Source organism: Arthrobacter sp. D2-10, from assembly GCF_054161285.1.
This window is the reverse complement of record NZ_CP096431.1, coordinates 3,438,230-3,458,446: the sequence shown is the minus strand read 5'-3', so window position 1 is coordinate 3,458,446 and position 20,217 is coordinate 3,438,230. Positions and strand designations below refer to the sequence as shown.

The window sequence follows — 20,217 nt, the reverse complement described above, 5'->3', positions numbered from 1 at the left end:
GAGTATCAGCGGCGGCTGCCGTCAAACATCAGCCTGAAGGAGCGGCAGCCGCACCCGGAATACCGTCCTGCCCGGCTCGGAATCGACGTCGATTGCTCCGCCATGCCGTTCGACAACGATTCGTCGGGCGATGTCCAAGCCAAGGCCGGTCCCTTTGCCGACGTCCTTGGTTGTATAGAACGCCTCGAAAGCACGTTTGGCTACTGACGGAGCAAGGCCGGGACCAGTGTCACCTATTTCAACCGTCACGCCGCTTTCGTTCCGAAGGGTGGCGACGCGCAAGGTCCCGACCCCTTCCATCGCGTCCACTGCGTTATCGATGAGGTTGGTCCACACCTGGTTCAATTCGCCGGGGTAAGCGTCGATGGAGGGGAGGTCATCGCTGTACTCACGCACAACCTCCACACCATCACGGAGCTTGTGCCCAAGCATGACCAGCGTGCTTTCGAGGCCTTCGACCACGTCGATATTCTGGCGCGAACCCCTGTCCATCTGCGAGTAGGACTTCACCGCCGCGACGAGTTCCGAGACCCGCCGCGTGGATTCCCTTACTTCTGAGAGCAGCTTTTCCATGGACAGGGCAGCGGCTACCCATTCCAGTGCCGGTTCCAGGGCAGGTCCTGCCAACAAGGATTCTGCGCGCTCGCACCACTCCAGATCCACCCCGGCAGCGGCGAGAGTCGGCCCGATAACCCAGTCACGTTCCACCCCCCGGTCGGAGAGCCATTCGATCAGGAGGTCTTCCTGATCGGCGAGCGTCAGCGCATCCGGTACGACCGCCGTCGTCGTGATTTCGGCACGGAGGGTTTCCAGAGCGGCGAACTGGGCCGGTGTTATCCCTGTGCGGGTGAGGCTGCCCACGGAGGCGAACATCGTCCGCGAGGCATCCTCCAGAGCCTCCACCGCGCGGGTTGCTGCCGCGGCCGGATTGTTGATCTCGTGGGCGAGTCCGGCTGAAAGCGTGCCGAGCGTCGCGAGCGCTTCGCGCTGCCGGATGGTCGATTCGACCCGGCGTACCGTCCCGTACAAGCCCTCGATGAAGTGCACCGCGAAGGGGAACCACTCGGCGAAGAGCACACGCAATCCGGACGCTGGCACCCGGAGGACCCGGCCTGCCTCGCTTCCTCGACCGGTGGCCAGGTAGACGCTGCTTTCATCCCAGGCCCGGAATCCGCCGGCCCAACGTCCAGGCACGTCCATTTTCCCGACGACGGTGTCTTCGCGTCCTACGTGGCGAAGCAGTTCGAGGGCGCCGTCAACGAGGACCCACCAACAATCTGCAGGCTCACCTTCGTTCCACAGGATGACGCCGGGTTCAATGCGGACCTCGGTGCCCGTTTCCACGAGATCGGAAATTTGTTGATCGCTGAGGCCCTTGAAGAGACTGATTCCCCGGAGCTCGCTGGCCTGCATCAGATCGTTCCCAGGTAGCGGTGCACGAGGTAAACAGCCATCGCGCCCTCACCCACCGCTGACGCCACACGCTTCATGGAGTCAAGCCGGACATCACCGGCGGCGAAGACACCGGGCACGCTCGTCTCCAACGCGAATGGTGCCCGGGTCAGCGGCCAGGGTATGGGATTACCGGAATTCACCAGGTCGTGGCCGGTGACGATGAAACCGAACTTGTCACGGACAATCTCCTCGCCCAGCCAGTCGGTCCGAGGAGATGCACCAATGAAGATGAAGAGCCAACTGGCCGCCACTTCCTCCGTCAGTCCCGTGTCCCGGTCGGCAAGTTCAAGGAACTCGAGGTGTCCATCTCCGCGGGCGGCTACAACCTCGCTCCGATAGCGGACCTCGATCACGGGTGTTGCGAGGATCCGCTGCACGAGGTACTGGGACATGGTGGTCTCGAGCGTGCCTGACCGCACGAGGAGTATCACCCGCTTTGCGAAACGCGAGAAGTTGATGGCGGCCTGACCTGCCGAGTTGGCGGCTCCGACGATGTAGACATCATCGCCCGCGCACTGGTTCGCTTCGCTGGCGTTGGCACCGTAGTAGATTCCCCGGCCGCTGAAGGTATCCACGCCTTCAGCCTCCAACCTCCGGTAGGAAACGCCGGTGGCGATAATGATGGCCCGTGCCTCCAACGCGCCCGAGCCGAAGAGCACTGCCCGCACCGGGCCTCGCGACTCGAAGCCCACCACATCGTTCGCGAGGATCACCTCTGCGCCGAAGCGTGACACCTGTGCCATGGCGCGCTGCGTCAGATCGGAGCCGCTCAGGCCCTTCGGGAAGCCGAGGTAATTCTCGATGGCGGCGCTCTGACCTGCCTGTCCGCCCGGTGCCTCGCGCTCGACGACGACGGTGCTGAGCCCCTCGGACGCTGCGTAAACGGCCGCGGCCATACCGGCGGGTCCACCTCCTACGATGCAGACATCGTAGAGAGGGCGCTCAGCAACGGTGCGCAGACCCAGGGCGGAGGCCAGATCAAGGGTCGACGGCGATGAGAGCACGGACCCGTCCGGGAGGATCACCACGGGCATATCGGCCGTACTTGCTGCCGCAAGATCCAGCAGGCGCGCGGCCTCAGGGTCCCTTTCGACGTCGTGCCAGCGGTAGGGCACATAATTGCGGGCCAGGAACGTCTTGATCTCGTGGCTACGGTCCGACCAGCGGGCACCGATCACCCGCACGTCGGAGGTGTGATCGGGGTTAGCCCGGCGCCAGTCATCGAGCAGGTCGTCCACCACCGGATACAGCCGCTCAGCGGGCGGATCCCAGGGTTTGAGCAGATAGTGATCGAGCCCGATGTCGTTGATCGCCCTGATTGCGACGTCGGTGTCCGCGTAAGCCGTCAGAAGGAGGAGTTTCGCGCCTGGTGCATGCGGCCGCGCGCGCTCCATCAACTCGATCCCGGTCATCTGGGGCATTCTTTGGTCCGCCGCGATCAGCGCAATCTCCTGATCCCGCAGTGCCAGCTTTGCCAGGACGTCCATGGCCTCGACACCGGAGGTTGCGCGGAGGATCCTGAATTCCGACCCATATCTGTTACGAAGGTCGCGGGCAACCGCCGCCGAGACCTGGGGGTCATCGTCGACCGTCAGGATGTTCGGCTTTGTCATGACCGGATGTCCCTGGTTACAGCCATGTGGCACGACCCATCTGCTCAGGAGACCTAGCGGAAAGCCTATCCAGAGCGGGTCAGCGAGTCCATGGGTCCGCCGAATCGGTCGGCGGACCCTGGATCGAATCAGACGGACTGGTACACGGGGTAGTCCGTGTAGCCCTCGGCACCGCTGGTGTAGAAGGTGGCCATGTCCGGCTCGTTTTCGGGCAGGTTTTCCTTCCAGCGGCGCACCAGGTCGGGATTCGCGATGGCTGGACGGCCGACGACGACGGCGTCCGCCAGGTCGTTCTCGACCAGTGAGATCGCCTCGTCGCGGGTGGTCATGACGCTGAACCCTGTGTTCAGCAAAAATGCACCGTCGAACTGCTCGCGGAGCTCGCGGACAAGCTCGCCCGAAGGGTCGTTGTGCAGCACGCTCAGGAAAGCCAGGCCCAGAGGCGAGATCGCCCGGGTCAGGGCGGAGTAGGTGCGGCGGAGGTCGTCCTGATCAGGCTCGATCGCTCCCTGCACATTGTGCTCCGGCGAGATCCGGATACCCACGCGCTCGGCTCCGATAGCCTCGGTAACCGCCTCCACGACCTCAATGACGAACCGGGCGCGGTTCTCAGGGGAGCCGCCGTACTGGTCCTCGCGCTGGTTGGCGGCGGGGGAAAGGAACTCATGCAGGAGGTAACCGTTGGCGCCGTGCAGCTCAACGCCGTCGAACCCGGCTTTGATCGCATTCAGCGATCCCTGGACGAACTCCTCGATGACGCCCGGGAGCTCATCTTCGGTGAGAGCATGGGGCACGGGGTAGGGCTGCTTGCCCTTGTAGGTGCGGGTCATGCCCTCGATCGCGATGGCGCTGGGGCCGACGACGGTGCGGCCGCCGTTGGTGTCCTCGTGGGTGACGCGACCGGCGTGCATCACCTGGGCAAAGATCCGCCCACCTTCGGCGTGGACCGCGTCGGTGACCTTGGACCAGCCGTCGATCTGCTCGTCGGTCACGAGGCCGGGTTGGCCGGGGAAGCCCTGACCGGCGTGGCTTGGGTACGTGCCCTCACTGACGATCAGGCCAAGCGAGGCGCGCTGGCGGTAATGCTCGACGACGATGAGGCCGGGAACGCCGTCCTCACCGGAACGGCAGCGGGTCAGCGGCGCCATCACGAGGCGGTTCGGCAGTTTCAGCTCACCAAGGGTGATCGGGGAGAAGAGCATGAGGGAGGTCCTTTCGCGGAGGCTTCCCTGCGTACAGCGTTGTTGCTCGAGCAACTATTCCGCGTGGGACGGGAATCACAGCTTCAGCCCGATGTGAGTCTTCACCCTGGAACCGAGCGCACCACTCGAGCGGGCGAACCCACGACGATGGAATCGGCTGGGACGTCTTTCGTGACCACCGACGCCGCTGCGACCACGGCGTTGTCACCGATGGTTACTCCCGGCAGGATGGTGGCGTTGGAACCGATCCAGACGTTCCGGCCAATGACGACGGGAGCCGGGTGCATGTCCGCCCGCCGGCTGGGCGCGAGGTCATGGTTCAGGGTTGCGATTACCGTGTTGTGTCCGATGAGGCAGTCATCGCCGATGACTACGCCTCCCTGGTCCTGGAATTTGCACCCCGAGTTGATGAAGACTCGCTCGCCGAGCGTGATGTTCTTGCCGAAATCGGAATAGAAGGGCGGGAAGACCGTCGTCGAATCGGCAATGGGTCTGCCAGTCAGTTGAGACAATAATTCGCGTACGCGCGCCGGTTCGTGATAGCTCCCGTTGAGTTCTGCGGTGATGCGCAATGCTTCCTGACTGGTCCGGTGCATGACCTCATGGAACGGTGAGTTTCCGGTGATGGTTTCGCCGCGGTTCAGCGCGTCGAGAAGGTCATGCAGTTCCATAGTTATTGCCTTTGGAGGTAGTTCTGGGGGTTGCGGCAAGGCGTTGTACCAAGTGTCATCGAAGGTCCAGGCGCATCACCACTCGAGGAAACCCGCCTGAGACGGCCTGCGTCTGAGCGGCGAGGGTGAAGCCTGCCTTCTCGAACAGTGAGCGGGTACCCACGTAGGCCATCGTGAGGTCTACTTTTTCGCCATTGTTGTCTACAGGGTAGCCCTCTACTGCAGGTGCTCCATTCGATCGGACGTACTCCACGGCGCCATCCAGCAGGGCATGGGCGATCCCCATCCCACGGTGACCTGGACGTACCCGGATGCACCAGACCGACCAGACCGGCAGGTCGTCGACATGCGGAATCTTCGTGGATCGGGCGAACGGCAGTTCCGACCGCGGCGCCGCAGCTGCCCATCCGACGACGTCGCCGCCGTCGTCGTAGGCGAGCACACCGGGCGCGACCTCCCGATCGCACAGTGCTCGCACGTACTCGCCTCGTGCAGGCCCCACCAGGGCGCGGTTGGTCTTCGAGTCGAGGCGATGGCTGAGACACCAGCACACGGAGGACGACGGGTTTTTGGGCCCCAGCATCGTCGCGACGTCGTCGAAACGGGCTGCTGAAGCGGGCTGCACCTGGATAGTCCCGTGATTACGCTACTCCCGGCGGTGGACGACGCGGCTAGCGAGCGGAAGAATCCACATCGTGGAAACAATTTTCCGTGCGATGGGTGTACGCTAGATCACACCGAAACTACGTAACGAACACTCTGGCACAGGCCTTCCACGCGGCCCGGGATGTCCAGAAGTTCGGTTGGCGCGTCGGTCCGGTTCGTACGGGAGCGTGAATGATGGACGGAATCAAGGTAACCGTCAACGGCAAAGTCCGGGACTGCAACGGAACAAATCCCCACACTCGATTACTCGACTGGTTGCGGGACGAGGGGCTTACCGGCTCCAAGGAGGGTTGCGCGGAGGGCGAGTGCGGCGCCTGCGCGGTACTCGTAGCCCGCCCCGACGGAGCAGACCGCAGCCGCTGGACCTCGGTCAACGCGTGCCTTCCACCGGCTCTCGCCTTCGACGGCCAGGAGATCATCACAGCCGAGGGCCTCGGCAACGTCTCTGACGCCTGCACTCCCGAGGATCTTCACCCTGTTCAGCGCGAGATGGCGGACCGCGGCGGTTCACAGTGCGGCTATTGCACGCCAGGATTCATCTGCTCGATGGCGGCCGAGTACTACCGGCCCGAGCGCTCGCCAGCGCAGGAAGACAAGGAGACGGGCACCGCCGTCGTCGGTGAGGAACACGCAACCGATCACGAGTGCGGCCCCAACGGATTCGACTTGCACGCACTCAGCGGCAACCTGTGCCGCTGCACCGGCTACCGGCCGATCCGGGACGCGGCCTACGCGCTCGACATTCCTTCGGAGGCAGATCCGCTCCTTGAACGGCAGAACCGGCCCGCGCCCGCCGCCCGGCATACCCGCGTGAGCGGAGATGCGGAGTTCATCCGGCCGCAGTCCCTCGACGAGGTACTGGAGACACTCCGGGCCGGCTCGGATGTGAAGCTGGTTGCCGGTGCCACGGACCTCGGTGTTGAAGTTAATCTCCGCCACTCACGTCCGCCGCTGGTGCTGGCAATCGACCGTCTCGAGGAGCTCCGTGCGCTCACGTTTAGCGCCGACTCCATCGAAATCGGTGCCGCCCTGACACTGTCCGAGGTGGAGCGGGCCCTCGATGGAAGGGTTCCGCTGCTGGGTCATCTCTTCCCGCAGTTCGCCTCGCGCCTGATCCGCAATGCCGCAACATTCGGTGGAAACCTCTCGACCGGATCACCCATCGGTGATTCCGCGCCGGTCTTCCTGGCGCTCGATGCGAGGGTTGTCCTCTCCTCCACTGACGGCGACCGGGAAGTCCCTCTGGCCGAGTACTACACCGGCTACCGCCAGAGCGTCCGCAAGCCCCACGAGATGCTCCGCGCCATCCGGATCCCGCTCCCGCTCGCCGAGAGCACCGCGTTCTACAAGATCGCCAAACGGCGGTTTGACGACATCTCCAGCGTGTCCGTGGCCATCGCGCTCCAGCTCAGCGACGGCGTCGTAAGCTCCATCCGCATTGGACTCGGCGGCGTGGCGGCCACGCCTATTCGCGCGCTGGCCACGGAAGAGGCACTGGTGGGGCAGCCCTGGACGTCCGACTCAGTGGCGGCGGCCGCCGTCGTGATGGCGGGGGAGGGAACCCCGATCGATGACATGCGGGCCAGTTCGCTCTACCGTTCGGCGATGCTGAGACAGGCACTGCTGAAGTTCCACGCCGAAAACGCACCAGCTGTGGAGGTGGCCCAGTGAAGTCCCTGGCAGATCGTCCCGTGAATCCAGTGGTCGGTGTTCCCGTATCCCACGAAAGCGCCGCAGCGCATGTGACCGGAACAGCGCTCTACACCGACGACCTCGTGGTCCGCAGCTCCAACGCCCTGCATGCCTGGCCGGTCCAGGCGCCCCATGCGCACGCCCGGATCACCGGCATGCGCACCGAACCGGCACTTGCGGTGCCGGGTGTGGTGAGGGTGCTGACGGCGTCGGACGTTCCGGGCGTCAACGACGCCGGCATCAAGCACGACGAACCCCTCTTCCCGAATGAGGTCATGTTCTACGGGCATGCTGTGTGCTGGGTGTTGGGGGAGTCGCTGGAAGCCGCCCGCCTCGGCGCGGAAGCAGTCGAGGTCGACTACGAGCCGCTGCCGTCCCTGATCACTCTTGAGGAAGCCATCGAAGCCGAGAGCTTCCAGGGGAATCGGCCGACCGTTGCACGCGGTGAGCCGGATAAGGCGCTCGAAAACGCGGCCCATCGCTTCACCGGCGAATTCGAGTTCAGCGGCCAGGAGCACTTCTACCTCGAGACGCACGCCTCCTTCGCGTACATCGACGAAACCGGGCAGGTGTTCGTCCAGTGCAGCACGCAGCATCCGTCGGAGACGCAGGAGATCGTGGCGCACGTCCTGAACCTGTCCAACCACGACGTCACGGTGCAGTGCCTGCGGATGGGCGGCGGGTTCGGCGGTAAGGAGATGCAGCCGCACGGCTTCGCGGCCATCGCGGCCCTCGGTGCCACGCTCACCGGGCGCCCGGTCCGGTTGCGCCTCAACCGCACCCAGGACATCACGATGTCCGGTAAGCGGCACCCGTTCCACGCGCGCTGGGACGCAGGGTTCGACGACGACGGACGCCTCCTCGCGCTGAAAGCAACCCTCACGAGTGACGGCGGCTGGAGCCTGGACCTTTCCGAACCGGTTCTCGCCCGGGCACTGTGCCACATCGACAATGCGTACTACATCCCGAACATCGAGGTGCACGGCCGGATCGCCAAGACCAACAAGACGTCGCAGACGGCGTTCCGCGGCTTCGGCGGGCCACAGGGCATGCTCATCATCGAGGACCTGATGGGCCGGTGCGCACCGCTGTTGGGGCTCGATCCAAGCGAGCTCCGCCGTCGTAATTTCTATGAGCCCGGGCAGAGCACACCGTACGGGCAGCCGGTGCGCCACGCCGAGCGGCTCCAGGCGGTCTGGCAGTCGCTGGAGGACCGATCCGACATCGCCCGGCGCCGGCAGGAGGTCGCGGAGTTCAACGCCTCGCACCCGAACACCAAGCGGGCGATCGGCATGACGCCGGTCAAGTTCGGCATCTCCTTTAACCTGACCGCGTTCAACCAGGCCGGTGCGCTCGTGCACGTCTACAAGGACGGCTCGGTGCTCATCAACCACGGCGGCACCGAGATGGGCCAGGGACTGCACACCAAGATGCGGCAGGTCGCGGCCACGGCTCTTGGTATCCCGCTGTCCTCCGTGCGGCTGGCGCCGACGCGGACGGACAAGGTTCCCAACACCTCGGCCACCGCGGCGAGCTCCGGTGCGGACCTCAATGGCGGCGCAATCAAGAACGCCTGCGAGCAGATCAGCGCGCGGCTGGCCGAAGTGGCCGCCCGCAAGCTGAATATCCACCCCGACGACGTCCGGTTCGACGACGGTAAGGTCACCGGCATCGGCTTCCACGACTCCACGCTCACGTTCGCCGAGCTGGCCCGCGACGCGTACTTCCAGCGGGTCTCGCTCTGGGCAGCGGGGTACTACCGGACGGAAGGCCTGCACTGGGATAGCTCTCGGATGCAGGGCGAACCGTTCAAGTACTTCAGCTACGGCGCCGCGGTCACCGAAGTTGAAGTTGACCGCTTCACCGGTGCCTACCGGCAGCTGCGTACGGACATCGTGCACGACGTCGGCGACAGCCTCTCGCCGATGATCGACGTCGGGCAGATCGAGGGAGGGTTCGTCCAGGGAGCCGGGTGGCTGACCCTGGAGGACCTGCGCTGGGATGCATCCGACGGCGCGAACCGTGGCCGGATCACTACGCAGTCCGCCAGCACGTACAAGCTGCCGAGCTTCTCCGAAATGCCGGAGGAGTTCAACGTGCACCTGTTCGAACGGGCGACTGAGAGTGGTGTGGTTTACGGTTCCAAGGCGGTCGGTGAGCCGCCGTTGATGCTGGCGTTCAGCGTCCGCGAGGCCCTGCGCGAGGCGGTTGCCGCCTTCGGCCCGGGGGATATCGCTGTCGAGCTCGCGAGCCCGGCCACTCCGGAAGCAGTGTTCTGGGCGATCGAGCGGGTGTCGGCGCCGTCGTCGTCGTTGTCTTCTTCCTCGTCCTCCGACGCGGGCGTCCTGACGTCCGCTACGAGCTCGGCGCAGTGACATGGACTGGCTGGAGGCGCTGCAGCACCTGAGGTCTTCGGGTCTCCCGGGTGTGCTGGCGACTGTGTCGGAGGTGCGTGGACATTCGCCGCGGGAAGCTGGGGCGAAGATGCTTGTCGGAGCGTCCGCCACCTGGGGAACTGTAGGGGGCGGGAACCTCGAGGCGACAGTCATCGACCGGGCGCGGGAGATGATCGCCGGTGGGGTTGGGGCCGCCGAGAACGTTGAATTCTCCTTGAACGAGCACGCAGTGACCCAGCACGGCCGGCAATGCTGTGGAGGGAAAGTGCGGGTGTTGCTTGAGCCCTTCTTGTCCCTGCCCACGGTGGCGGTGTTCGGCGTCGGGCATGTCGGGTACGAACTCGGCAGAGTACTCTCGCGGCTGCCGATGAATCTGTACCTGGTGGACAGCCGCGCCGAGCAGTTGTTGCCCGAGCGGCTGGCGGATGTGACTTCCGGCGTTGCTTTGGTGCGCGCGGTGCACACCCCGGTGCCGGACTCGTTTTTGGGCGAGTTACCCGCCGGCGCTCATGTGTTCATCATGAGCCACGATCACTCCGAGGATTTCCTGTTGTGTGATGCTGCGCTGCGCCGCAGCGATCTGGGGAGTGTTGGATTGATTGGGTCGAAGGCGAAGTGGTCGCGGTTTCGGGGGAAGCTTGCCGCAGAGGGGTACGCCGAGGCGGAGATTGCGCGCATTCAGTGCCCGATCGGGTTGCCGGACGTTGGCGGGAAGGCGCCGGCGGTCATCGCGGTGAGTGCGGCGGCGGACCTGTTGCGGCGGCTCTCTTCGGGATCCAGTCGGTAGGTACTCAAGGAGAAATGGCTGACCAGCCGCGGCAGGGGTGTTCCATCAGAAGGCGCCCACGTATTCCTCAGTGGGTGGTACTGGCAGGTTCGGCGGTTAGCGGAAGATTTCCCGCGCCGCCTCAGGGTGCAGCACGAATTCGGGGCTTCCGTTCGCATCAGCGGTTCCCGAAGACACGTAGTAGCCATGCCCCATCGCATCCCCTCCAGCCACTCGGTCCAGAGCCCTCAAAGCTGCCTCGGACAGAACAGCGTTGGGAGATGCGGGCCGAATTTCCTCCCTTTCCTCCGGAGTCAGTTTTGCGGCCAGCCCGACGAAATCCTTCATGATTTCTCCTCAGCACAAACAGTAGGTGCGGCTAGAGTAGCCGATTCCAGATCGCGAAGGGGTGCTGCAAAGTCCGCATGAGCCGGGCGCCAATGGGGGCCGAAGCGTTGAAGCGAAGGCCTTCATATTTGTCCGTTGCTCTTGACAACCGATTGGGACTGGAAGCAAAATGAAACGGTTCAAGAAAACGTTTTCCCGTTGCGGAAGGCTACTGGCTTGCTTCTGCACCAGGACATCAAGGGAGATGGTTATGGTTTCGTTCGTCCATCCACGAAGGTCACGACGAGCATTAGGGGCGGCAGCAGCAGCAGCTGTCGCTGCTGCAACGCTTGTAAGTATGCCGGCAGTTGCGGCGCCCGAGAGTACGCCGATCCGGCAGGTGGAATACCTCGACCGAGCCCCGGTCGCTGTGACAACCGAGGGCGGAGTCTACGTTGGCTGGCGCATGCTCGGCCTCGACGCCGATTCGATCGGCTTCCACGTCTACCGCGACGGTGTTCGCATCACTGAAACTCCGATCACCGGCAGTACCAACCTGCTCGATGCGGAGGGAACCGGAGCCTCGGTCTACCGCGTGACCGCGTTGATCGACCAACGCGAAGTGACGGTCACGGACGAGTTCACGCCGTGGGGGGAACAGTCCCTCGACATCCCGCTTCAGCGACCGGCAGGCGGCACCACTCCAACGGGCGAGGCCTACGAGTACGAGGCCAACGATGCGTCGGTCGGCGATCTTGACGGTGACGGAGAGTACGAGATCGTGCTCAAGTGGAATCCGACGAACGCGAAAGACAACTCGCGTTCCGGCTATACGGGAAACGTGTACCTCGACGCCTACAAGCTTGACGGCACCCGGCTGTGGCAGATTGACCTCGGCCGCAACATTCGTGCGGGAGCGCACTACACCCAGTTCCAGGTGTTCGACTACGACGGTGACGGTCGAGCTGAGGTTGCAATGAAGACCGCAGACGCCACGGTCGACGGCGCCGGCACGGTCATCGGTGACGCGGCAGCGGATCATCGCAACACAAGCGGCTACATTCTGACCGGGCCCGAGTACCTGACCGTCTTCGAGGGCGCGACCGGTGCGGCGCTCGACAGTGTCGACTACGTACCGGCGCGTGGAACGCTGTCATCGTGGGGTGACACCTACGGCAACCGGATGGACCGCTTCCTCGCCGGCACCGCTTACCTCGACGGCGAAAACCCCAGCATGATCTTCAGTCGTGGGTACTACTCAAAGACCTACATCGCCGCGTTCGACCTCGTTGACGGCAAGATCGAAGAGCGCTGGTTGTTCGACTCGACCAAGGCCGGCAACCAGTTCGCAGGACAGGGCAATCACAACCTCTCGATCGCGGATGTAGACGCGGACGGCGCTGATGAGATCGTCTTCGGGTCGATGACCATCGATCATGACGGTACGCCGCTTTACAACACCCGTCTCGGCCACGGTGACGCGATGCACCTCACCGACCACATCCCCTCGCGTGACGGACTCGAAGTGTTCGCGGTGCATGAGAGTATGCCCAGCAGCGGTCAGCGTGCAGCGACGATGCGCGACGCGGCTACGGGTGAGATCCTCTGGTCGATACCCGGTACCCGTGACACCGGCCGCGGCGCGGCAGGCGACATCGACCCGACGCACGCGGGCAATGAGGCGTGGGCAATCGGAGGCACGTACAAGTTCTACTCGAAGGTCGGATCGCTCCGCGCAGCAGATGGCACGGACCTCGGTACGAGCATCCCCGCGGCGAACTTCCTCACCTGGTGGGACGGGGACCTGCTGCGTGAGATCACCGATCACGACTACACCGACCCGGCCGAACTTGCCACCGGTGCGACGCCGACCATATCGAAGTGGAACTGGGACACCAAGACAGAAGAACGGCTGCTCACGCTGGACGGCACCCTCACCGGTAACGGCACCAAGGGCAACCCGGCACTCCAGGCCGACCTGTTCGGCGACTGGCGCGAGGAACTCGTCTACCGCAGCGCCGACCACTCGTCGCTGAAGATCTTCACCACCACCGATGTCACTGAGCACCGCATCCGCACCCTGATGCATGATCCGGTGTATCGGCTGGGCGTAGCGTGGCAGAACACCTCCTACAACCAGCCCCCTCACACGAGCTTCTTCCTCGGTGAGGGAATGACCACGCCTCCCGCTCCGAGCATCGCCTACGTGAACGCCCCGGCACCCGACGAGACAGCACCAGTCGTGACCGAGATCAAGGACACCAAAGTAGGTGCCAAGCGCGGGCTCGTCGTCGACGTTCGAGCAGAAGACGTTGAGTCGGGTGTCCGCTCACTCACCGTCACCTTCAACGGACAAGAGGTCACCGGAGTGGACGGCCGCTACGAGCTCCCCGTCGAAGGCCTCAAAGGCAGCTTCGAGCTCAGCGTCGCCGCGGTCAACCACGCCGGTCTCGAAACAACCGCTACTGCCGAAATCACCGTGCGACCAGGCAACGGCAAGCCCGAGTAGCACGACAAGAGAAGTAGTCAGGTAACCGCAGATACGGGAGGTGGGGCTAACGCTCCACCTCCCGTATCGCGTCTCAACTAGCTTAGTTTTTGAGCCCCACCAGGGGCGGAGTGTGGTCCGATTCGGCGTCCGTCAGATGAGGGCCCTGACCTCGTAGGTATGGCCTGCCGCGCGCAGCCTCTCAATCAGGATGTCGCCGAGGGCGGTGGCCGGGGTTAGGGATCCGGCAGCTGACGGCAGGCGGTCGCCGTCGAGGGCAAGCGAGAGCGCTGTCTCGCCGGCCATGACGGCGGTGGCGGCATATCCCGGGTCGCCGGGCCCGGCTACGACGGCCCGGTATCGCCGGCCGCTCTCTGTGGAAGCAGTCACCTGGGACCGGAACCAGCCTGAGCGCCGTGCGGCCTCGCTCGGACCTGCACCGGGCGACGGAAGGAAGCGGCCCAGTAGCTTCCTCGTGAGAGGTAGGGCCAGCATGGCTCCGAACACCCGTAGTCCGAGTGCCGTCGCTCCGGCGGTGACGGCGCCGGCGAACCCCCGCCCAATACCCATCACCTCGCCGTACCGCAGAGAGCGGCCATAGGCCCAACCTTGCAGGGCATTGCTGCGGCGCACCATCCGTGTGTTCACTGACGCCATGACGAAGGGCGCGGTCCACACGCCGTCCTCCGCACGGCCGACCCACGCCAGGTCCGCCGGCTGCCAGGTCGCGGGCTCCGCCGTCCTGTCTGGACTGAGGGAGTAGGGATCGCCCGCGAGCGATCGCAGCACAGGGTCCGACCGCATGCCGTCGAGTTGCCCACGCATCGACTCGATAGTGCCGCCGCTGAAGCCACCCTTCGCCCTGGCGACGAGCTGCACCTCGGTCAGTCCACCCGCGCCGTCGGCCTCCACGGCGCGGTGTAGGAGGAGCACCGCGAGGTCCGACGGGACGGAGTCGTAGCCGCACGCATGGACGATTCGTGCACCGGTAGTCCTTGCCAGGGTGTCGCAACGGTCAATTGCCTCACGGACGAAGGACACCTCGCCCGTCAGGTCCCCGTAGTGCGTCCCAGCGCTGGCACACGCCTCGACGACGGGCAACCCGTACTTCGCGTAGGGACCCACCGTGGTGAACAGAACCCTGGTACCTGCGGCCAACGCAGCGAGCGAGTCAGGGTGATCCGAGTCGGCCTCGATGAGGGCCCAGTCGTGTGCGGCGACGGGCAGCCTCGACCGTACGGCCTCGAGCTTCACTCTCGATCTTCCGGCGAGCGCCATGCGCAGGTCCGGCGGAGCGTGGCCCGCAAGATATCCGGCGATCAGTTCACCGACGAAGCCGGTCGCACCGAAGAGGACGAGGTCGTGGTCGCGCGTTGGGGCTTCCATGCCAGCAGTCTTCCACGGCAGCGGCTAGACCGAGGCGGAGAAGTGCGTAACTCTCCTATGGGCGTGGTGTTCTTTCGCATACTTCGGTTTTGTTCACCTGATCGAGAGACACACTTAATCGGAGTGTCGTCTTAGCCTCGGACCCTTGTGCGGATACCCATTCTGTCGAGGAGACTTCCTGATGCCCGTTCGCTCGCCCGCTTCCCGCCGCCAGTTCCTACAGCTCTCTGGGTTTAGCGCCCTGGCAGCCGCTTTCGGTTCCGCGGTCGCTAATCCCAGCCCGGTGTGGGCGGCACCGCGATTTTCGGCCAATCCCTTCACGTTGGGAGTGGCGTCCGGAGAACCTCTGCCTGACGGTGTTGTCTTGTGGACGAGATTGGCGCCGGATCCGCTTCGGTTAGACGGCACCGGCGGGATGCCTGAGATGCAGGTTCCGGTGTCATGGCAAGTCTCCGAAGACCCCTCCATGCGGAAGGTGGTACGCGCAGGTGCTGCTCACGCGCAACCCCAGCTTGGGCACTCCGTCCACGTTGAGGTTGGCGGACTGAGACCGGACCGGCAGTACTACTACCGTTTTCGTGCTGGCGAAACGCTCAGTCCGATTGGCCGGACACGTACCGCAGCGGCACCTGGTGCTGCGCTGAACTCGTTCTCGTTCGCCTTCGCGAGCTGCCAAAACTATCCCGCGGGCTTTTACACAGCTCATAAGCACATGTCGCAGGAGGATCTCGACCTGGTCGTTTTCCTCGGGGACTACATCTACGAAGGTGGCGGTCAGGGCACGATCGGTCGAGGCTGGGCACCGGCGAAGGAAGCAACCACTCTGGCTGACTACCGCGTCCGGCATGCCCAGGTTAAGACGGACGCCGACCTGCAGGCATCACATGGTGCTTTCCCTTGGTTGGTCACTTTCGATGATCACGAGGTGGATAACAACTGGGCGGGGGAGGACTCTGACCCGAACACTCCAGTCGATCAGTTCCTGGTCCGTCGTGCCGAAGCGTTTCAGGCGTACTACGAAAATATGCCGCTTCGGCTGGCCCAGCGCCCGGAAGGCTCGAAGCTTAGCCTGCATCGCCGTCGTACCTTCGGTGACCTGGTTGACTTCTACATGCTCGACACCCGTCAATACCGTGATGATCAGACCGGCTCCGAGTCCGGGCGGCTCGATCCCGCCCGCACCATTCTCGGCAATGAGCAGGAAGATTGGCTGCGGAAATCGCTAGCCGGCCCGACTGCACGCTGGAACACGCTGGCGCAGCAGGTTGTCTTCTCACAGCGTGACTTCCAGGTCGGCCCCGAGCAGGGCCTCAATGAGGACTCCTGGGACAACTACCCTGTCGCCCGGGATCGAATGAGTGCGTACTTCGCCGAACTGGGAGCCGGTAAGAATCCGGTCATCGTCACCGGAGATGTGCACATGAACTACGTATGCGACATCAGAACGGATTTCAACAACCCGGCAGCCCCAGTAGTGGGAACGGAACTTGTCGGAACCTCCATCACTTCTGGCGGGGACGACACTGGGAATCCGGCCGGCGATGCCCGTCAGCTTGAGGAGAACCCGCACATTCGCTTCATCAACCGCGAACGCGGGTACGTAAGGAATACCATTACGCCGTCCGAGTGGACCGCGGACTTCCGCGTCGTCGACTATGTGACCCGCCCGGGAGCTCCAGTCCGCACCCGGGCTAGCTTCGTCATCGAGGAAGGCAAACCCGGAGCCGAACCATCCCTCTAACCAAAATCATGCTGCCGGACCGGTGACGGGCGGCCTCATCCAGTAGCTGCTCAAGCGGGCATCTTCTCGATCGTGGAGATTGGTGGCGCTCGATGCTGGGCCGAACAGTTGCCGAGTGAAGGGCGAGAGGGAATAATCCCAAGCATGCTTACTAGAAGGATGCCCTCATTGCCCGGATCCCTCGTGCGTGGAGCCGGAGCCGGCGTCGCCGCGACCGGGGTGATGACAGCATTCCAGAAGTTGGTGGAAATGCCTCTGACAGGACGGGAAGCAAGCTACGCACCAGCGGACCTTGCGGAGAAAGTGTTGCGGGTACACCCAGCTACTGAGCAGGGCCGGCGCCAGCTGAACTGGGCTACCCACTTCGCTCTGGGCACGATGTGGGGAACGGCCCACGCAACCGCCGTACGAAAGGGACTGCGTGGACCGAAGGCGATCGCTGCCGTGTTCATCACCGTCTATACCGGTGATGTTCTGCTCAACACCGCCCTCGGGCTATACAAGCCTGGCAGCTGGTCACCTCAGGACTGGGCCGTGGACATCGCCGACAAACTTGTCCAGGCTGCAGCAACTGGCCTGCTCTACGAGAATGTGTTTGATCACCAGCGCACCTGACTGCAGTGAAAGGTAATCACCTGAGCTTTAGAGCCCATGTGATTAGGGAGCTTGCAATGACCGATGATTTTCCTATTACCCGTGCAACGGTGGAAGTGGATGGGACCCGGTTGTCCTACCTCCAGTCCGGTAGTGCGAACAATCCCCCCGTGCTGTTGTTGCACGGTACTTTCTGGAGCCGCGTCTGGGAACCGGTGCTTCCTGCGCTGGCCCCTGAACTGCGTTGCTTTGCATTGGACTTCCCAGGATTCGGGCACAGTGAGGGCGAGTTGGAGGTTAGCGGCGCTACTATCCCAGCCTTGGCGAAGATTGTGCTGGACACGGCGGACGCCTTGGGCCTGGAATCGTTTGCGGTTGCGGCGCACGATATCGGTGGAGGGGTCGCCCAGCATTTGGCTGCCTACTCGGGACGGGTGTCGAAGATGGTGTTGGTCAACGCCGTCATGTTCGACTCCTGGCCGGTACCAGCCGTGGCGAGGTTTCGAGACCCGGCTGTACGAGCAGAAACCAGCCAGAGCGAACTGCTGGCGGCAAGGACCAAATCAATGCCGCTCATGGTGGAACGTTCCCTCAGCCCTGCCGAGCTTGATTGCTATGTTTCTCCTTGGCGAAGCCCGGCCCGGACCCGGTCCTGGATGGCGCTAGCGGGAGCCGCGGACTCCCGGTACACCCTTGACCTGCTTCCACTACTGAAGGCAGCGGCCGTGCCGACGAGACTCGTTTGGGGCAGGGACGACGAATTTCAGAAGTTGAGCTACGCCAGACGCTACGTCAACGAGATTCCTTCGAGTGACTTGGTGGAGGTGGCTGGCAGGCACATTCCTATGGAAGATTCGGCGCCCAAAATAGCGGCGGCGATTTTGGAGCACCTGCGGGGCAGGTAAGTGGTGAGCCGCCCCCGAACGGACGTGCGCGACCAGCTCCGCTCCAAAGTGGACGATCAGAGCGTGGTCGCGGGAGGGGCCCTTGTGTGGTTGTCTGGGCCTTCCGTAGCGTCGGCCATGACGCCATCCGCCGGTGGCTTCACGGTTAGTCAGTGAGCATTACCCCACCAGGACCGGAGGACATGTCGATGACTCGCAAGGACCGGATAGCTGAACCGTGGGGTACGCGAACCCCTTACGCGTCGGGCGAGGCCTGGCCCGTCCGGGTGGATATGCACCTGGAAGAGGGCCTTCAGGGGAACAACGTCGAAAAGAAAAGGACAACGTGTTCGGGCAGGGAGCACGGACAACCGTGGCTATCCTCATCGCCGTAAAGAATTCCGCTGACGTGGGAAACTGCCGTATTCACTACCGTGACATCGGCGACTATCTCACACGGGAACAAAAGCTGGACGCTGTTCAGCAGGCTACTCTGGCAGACGCTGAATGGGAACTTATAGAACCTAACGAAGCTGGTGATTGGACGAGCCAGCGGGACACTGCCTTTGCCACGTTCACGCCTTTAGGAGACAAAAAATCTAAGTCCGAAAAGACCGTCTTCAAGACTTACAGTCTTGGGCTTTCGACGAGCCGTGATGCTTGGTGCTACAACTACTCAGAGGCGATTGTCGAGGCAAATGTACGGCGGATGATCGACGTCTATAACAAGCAGGTAGACCGAATAGAAGCCGGGGACGCGCAATCGGATGATGTCGAGTCAGACCCTCGGCTTATCAATTGGAGCCGAGGGCTCCGCAAAGATCTGTCCCTTCGCAAAAGGCATTCCTTCAATCCGACCGGGAAGCGCATCGCTACGTACAGGCCATTTTCGAAGCAACATGTCTATTTTGACCGCAGCCTCAACGAGACGGTCCTGCTGATGCCATCGATGTTCCCAACTCCATATCACCAGAACTACGGATTTTACGTGGTGGGGTCTGGCTCAGCAGTTCCCTTCTCCGTGTTCATGCTTGATGAGATTCCAAACCTGCACGTTACCGGTGCTGGTAGTGGCGGACAGTTTTTGCGTGGTCAAGAATCCCAGAGGGGCGACCATCTTGGTTGATGTCCCCGCGGACAGCGTCATCGTAGTCCGTCACCAGCAGCATGAAGTCCCACTCCGAGCGCATGTCTGCAAACTGCCGATTGGAGACGACCGCCCTGGCGTACTTCTTAAGGTTCGGTGGTCCTGATGGGATCTGGTCCGCTGAAATCGTTGCGATTCGGAACTGTGGCTGAGATTTCGCACTGGAAGCGTGCGCCAGCCGTGTCGTCAGCAACAGATCTCCAACGGATCGCCGTGCCAAGTGCGAAGGCGCGAAGACGCCCTTGCCCCCGCTTCCCATGCAGCGGACGAGCCTCGTAGCCCTTTGTGGTCTGAGCGTTTCGCTTCCATGAGTTTCCCACCCACTTGAAAGTGGTGCCCAGTTCATCGGTGCTGATGCCATGACCATCATCCTCGACGGTTACTCCTACGACCCCACTCGCTTCGTTACGAAGAAGGCTGACGGTGACATTGTTCGCTTCCGCGTCAAGGCTGTTCCAAACCAGTTCAATGACGGCTCGAACCGGATTCCGCTCATGAGCGAGATCCTGAACGTGATCCGCTCCCGCTTCCAACTGAATACGCATGACACCACCTTGCCATTAGAGCCGCCGATGCCGGTGACGGACCGCTGTAGGGGTCTGCCGGGTTAGCGATCTGGGTACTTCTGGTTTGATTTTGGCGATAAGAGAGGGTGGCACAAAAGACCCATTATGGGACCGGTTGGGTCGGTCAGTTCTCAGGCGTGGACTACTCAGCCATAACGCAAGAGCGAAATCCTAGTCCGGAAATTTTGTGCTGGTACGGATTGTGGTCCTCATGCAGCGGCTCGTTGTCGGGAATTGCCGGGCCTGTTTCTTCGGGGCGTATTGGGGGTGCTTCCAGGCTGCGGCATGCACCTTATGCGGTGTCGGATGCAGTTCGAGCAGGCCGAAACAAGGTGATGAAACGTTGCTGAATCATTCTTTTTACGGGAGCGACATCTCTGCCCTACTTTCGGTGACTGCCTGAAATATAGGCTCCGTAGGGTCTGGTTCATGCACACGACAATGTATACATCCTGGGATGCAGATCCGGTTCGCTGGAAGAGGGACGCTTCGCCTTCCCGCCGATCGAGTGCCGAGATCTACGGTGCCCTTCAAGGGGAATTGCGTTCTGGTCGTGTCACAGGCTGGGACCGGCTCTCCGAGGAGCCTCTGGCTGAAAGATTTGGGGTTTCCCGCACACCAGT

The 20,217-nt window shown here is 63.1% G+C and carries 17 protein-coding genes and 2 pseudogenes; 11 read left to right on the top strand and 8 right to left on the bottom strand.

Annotation, left to right across the window (positions count from 1 at the left end; translation table 11 throughout):
- Nucleotides 1-21: 21 nt before the first annotated feature.
- From M1D74_RS16150 to M1D74_RS16130, 5 genes are all read right to left on the bottom strand, one after another.
- Nucleotides 22-1,413 (bottom strand): ATP-binding protein, encoded by a 1,392-nt coding sequence (locus tag M1D74_RS16150; protein ID WP_458115995.1) that lies wholly within the window; start codon nt 1,411-1,413, stop codon nt 22-24.
- Nucleotides 1,413-3,068 (bottom strand): FAD-dependent oxidoreductase, encoded by a 1,656-nt coding sequence (locus M1D74_RS16145; protein ID WP_458115994.1) that lies wholly within the window; start codon nt 3,066-3,068, stop codon nt 1,413-1,415. The genes M1D74_RS16150 and M1D74_RS16145 overlap by 1 nt, the downstream gene beginning before the upstream one ends.
- Nucleotides 3,069-3,196: 128 nt before the next feature.
- Nucleotides 3,197-4,270, bottom strand: a complete 1,074-nt coding sequence (locus tag M1D74_RS16140; protein WP_458115993.1) for an alkene reductase — start codon at nt 4,268-4,270, stop codon at nt 3,197-3,199.
- A 101-nt stretch (nt 4,271-4,371) separates the two neighbouring features.
- Nucleotides 4,372-4,941 carry a DapH/DapD/GlmU-related protein gene (locus M1D74_RS16135; RefSeq protein WP_458115992.1) on the bottom strand — a complete coding sequence of 190 codons (570 nt, stop codon included), beginning with the start codon at nt 4,939-4,941 and terminating at the stop codon, nt 4,372-4,374.
- Between the two features lie 55 nt (nt 4,942-4,996).
- Nucleotides 4,997-5,524: a GNAT family N-acetyltransferase gene (locus M1D74_RS16130; RefSeq protein WP_458117206.1), complete on the bottom strand. Its 528-nt coding sequence runs from the start codon at nt 5,522-5,524 to the stop codon at nt 4,997-4,999.
- Nucleotides 5,525-5,781: 257 nt separating this feature from the next.
- Here M1D74_RS16130 and M1D74_RS16125 point away from each other — a divergent pair, with 257 nt between their 5' ends.
- From M1D74_RS16125 to xdhC, 3 genes are read left to right on the top strand one after another with little or no spacing between them, the layout of a single operon-like run.
- On the top strand, nt 5,782-7,278 hold the full coding sequence (locus M1D74_RS16125; protein WP_458117205.1) for a xanthine dehydrogenase small subunit: 1,497 nt from the start codon (nt 5,782-5,784) through the stop codon (nt 7,276-7,278).
- Nucleotides 7,275-9,674 carry a xanthine dehydrogenase molybdopterin binding subunit gene (gene xdhB / locus M1D74_RS16120; RefSeq protein ID WP_458115991.1) on the top strand — a complete coding sequence of 800 codons (2,400 nt, stop codon included), beginning with the start codon at nt 7,275-7,277 and terminating at the stop codon, nt 9,672-9,674. Before M1D74_RS16125 ends, xdhB begins: the two co-directional genes overlap by 4 nt.
- Nucleotide 9,675: 1 nt before the next feature.
- On the top strand, nt 9,676-10,482 hold the full coding sequence (gene xdhC / locus M1D74_RS16115; RefSeq protein WP_309072297.1) for a xanthine dehydrogenase accessory protein XdhC: 807 nt from the start codon (nt 9,676-9,678) through the stop codon (nt 10,480-10,482).
- 96 nt (nt 10,483-10,578) lie between these two features.
- Here the strand turns inward: xdhC and M1D74_RS16110 are convergent, their stop codons facing one another.
- Nucleotides 10,579-10,809, bottom strand: coding sequence for a hypothetical protein (locus M1D74_RS16110; RefSeq protein ID WP_458115990.1), 231 nt, complete (start codon nt 10,807-10,809; stop codon nt 10,579-10,581).
- A gap of 244 nt (nt 10,810-11,053) precedes the next feature.
- Here M1D74_RS16110 and M1D74_RS16105 point away from each other — a divergent pair, with 244 nt between their 5' ends.
- Nucleotides 11,054-13,297: a rhamnogalacturonan lyase gene (locus M1D74_RS16105; RefSeq protein ID WP_458115989.1), complete on the top strand. Its 2,244-nt coding sequence runs from the start codon at nt 11,054-11,056 to the stop codon at nt 13,295-13,297.
- A gap of 132 nt (nt 13,298-13,429) precedes the next feature.
- Here the strand turns inward: M1D74_RS16105 and M1D74_RS16100 are convergent, their stop codons facing one another.
- Nucleotides 13,430-14,662: a saccharopine dehydrogenase family protein gene (locus tag M1D74_RS16100; protein WP_458115988.1), complete on the bottom strand. Its 1,233-nt coding sequence runs from the start codon at nt 14,660-14,662 to the stop codon at nt 13,430-13,432.
- Nucleotides 14,663-14,843: 181 nt separating this feature from the next.
- Here M1D74_RS16100 and M1D74_RS16095 point away from each other — a divergent pair.
- The 5 genes and pseudogenes from M1D74_RS16095 to M1D74_RS16075 all read left to right on the top strand — a co-directional run.
- Nucleotides 14,844-15,221 (top strand): annotated as a pseudogene (locus M1D74_RS16095) (PhoD-like phosphatase N-terminal domain-containing protein); the annotation flags it as partial.
- 153 nt (nt 15,222-15,374) lie between these two features.
- Nucleotides 15,375-16,403 carry an alkaline phosphatase D family protein gene (locus tag M1D74_RS16090; RefSeq protein WP_458117204.1) on the top strand — a complete coding sequence of 343 codons (1,029 nt, stop codon included), beginning with the start codon at nt 15,375-15,377 and terminating at the stop codon, nt 16,401-16,403.
- A 168-nt stretch (nt 16,404-16,571) separates the two neighbouring features.
- The gene (locus tag M1D74_RS16085) at nt 16,572-17,018 is read left to right on the top strand and encodes a hypothetical protein (RefSeq protein ID WP_458115987.1); all 447 of its coding nucleotides are present in this window, start codon (nt 16,572-16,574) and stop codon (nt 17,016-17,018) included.
- A gap of 56 nt (nt 17,019-17,074) precedes the next feature.
- On the top strand, nt 17,075-17,902 hold the full coding sequence (locus M1D74_RS16080; RefSeq protein ID WP_458115986.1) for an alpha/beta fold hydrolase: 828 nt from the start codon (nt 17,075-17,077) through the stop codon (nt 17,900-17,902).
- A gap of 352 nt (nt 17,903-18,254) precedes the next feature.
- Nucleotides 18,255-19,007, top strand: coding sequence for a type ISP restriction/modification enzyme (locus M1D74_RS16075; protein WP_458115985.1), 753 nt, complete (start codon nt 18,255-18,257; stop codon nt 19,005-19,007).
- A gap of 107 nt (nt 19,008-19,114) precedes the next feature.
- On the opposite strand, the gene M1D74_RS16070 is transcribed toward M1D74_RS16075, so the two are convergent.
- Nucleotides 19,115-19,492, bottom strand: coding sequence for an ATP-binding protein (locus M1D74_RS16070; RefSeq protein WP_458117203.1), 378 nt, complete (start codon nt 19,490-19,492; stop codon nt 19,115-19,117).
- Between M1D74_RS16070 and M1D74_RS16065 the strand changes: the two genes are divergently transcribed.
- Both M1D74_RS16065 and M1D74_RS16060 read left to right on the top strand, forming a co-directional pair.
- Entirely contained in the window at nt 19,388-19,639 is a 252-nt protein-coding gene (locus M1D74_RS16065) for a hypothetical protein (protein WP_458117216.1), read from the top strand. The genes M1D74_RS16070 and M1D74_RS16065 overlap by 105 nt on opposite strands.
- Before the next feature lie 384 nt (nt 19,640-20,023).
- A pseudogene (locus tag M1D74_RS16060) lies at nt 20,024-20,212 on the top strand (hypothetical protein); the annotation flags it as partial.
- Nucleotides 20,213-20,217: the final 5 nt, after the last annotated feature.

Bases quoted from the DNA above. Each gene is read 5' to 3' on its own strand.
- M1D74_RS16150 (WP_458115995.1), bottom strand. From the start codon at position 1,413: ATGCAGGCCAGCGAGCTCCGGGGAATCAGTCTCTTCAAGGGCCTCAGC.
- M1D74_RS16145 (WP_458115994.1), bottom strand. From the start codon at position 3,068: ATGACAAAGCCGAACATCCTGACGGTCGACGATGACCCCCAGGTCTCG.
- M1D74_RS16140 (WP_458115993.1), bottom strand. From the start codon at position 4,270: ATGCTCTTCTCCCCGATCACCCTTGGTGAGCTGAAACTGCCGAACCGC.
- M1D74_RS16135 (WP_458115992.1), bottom strand. From the start codon at position 4,941: ATGGAACTGCATGACCTTCTCGACGCGCTGAACCGCGGCGAAACCATC.
- M1D74_RS16130 (WP_458117206.1), bottom strand. From the start codon at position 5,524: ATGCTGGGGCCCAAAAACCCGTCGTCCTCCGTGTGCTGGTGTCTCAGC.
- M1D74_RS16125 (WP_458117205.1), top strand. From the start codon at position 5,782: ATGGACGGAATCAAGGTAACCGTCAACGGCAAAGTCCGGGACTGCAAC.
- xdhC (WP_309072297.1), top strand. From the start codon at position 9,676: ATGGACTGGCTGGAGGCGCTGCAGCACCTGAGGTCTTCGGGTCTCCCG.
- M1D74_RS16110 (WP_458115990.1), bottom strand. From the start codon at position 10,809: ATGAAGGATTTCGTCGGGCTGGCCGCAAAACTGACTCCGGAGGAAAGG.
- M1D74_RS16105 (WP_458115989.1), top strand. From the start codon at position 11,054: ATGGTTATGGTTTCGTTCGTCCATCCACGAAGGTCACGACGAGCATTA.
- M1D74_RS16100 (WP_458115988.1), bottom strand. From the start codon at position 14,662: ATGGAAGCCCCAACGCGCGACCACGACCTCGTCCTCTTCGGTGCGACC.
- M1D74_RS16090 (WP_458117204.1), top strand. From the start codon at position 15,375: ATGTCGCAGGAGGATCTCGACCTGGTCGTTTTCCTCGGGGACTACATC.
- M1D74_RS16080 (WP_458115986.1), top strand. From the start codon at position 17,075: ATGACCGATGATTTTCCTATTACCCGTGCAACGGTGGAAGTGGATGGG.
- M1D74_RS16065 (WP_458117216.1), top strand. From the start codon at position 19,388: ATGACCATCATCCTCGACGGTTACTCCTACGACCCCACTCGCTTCGTT.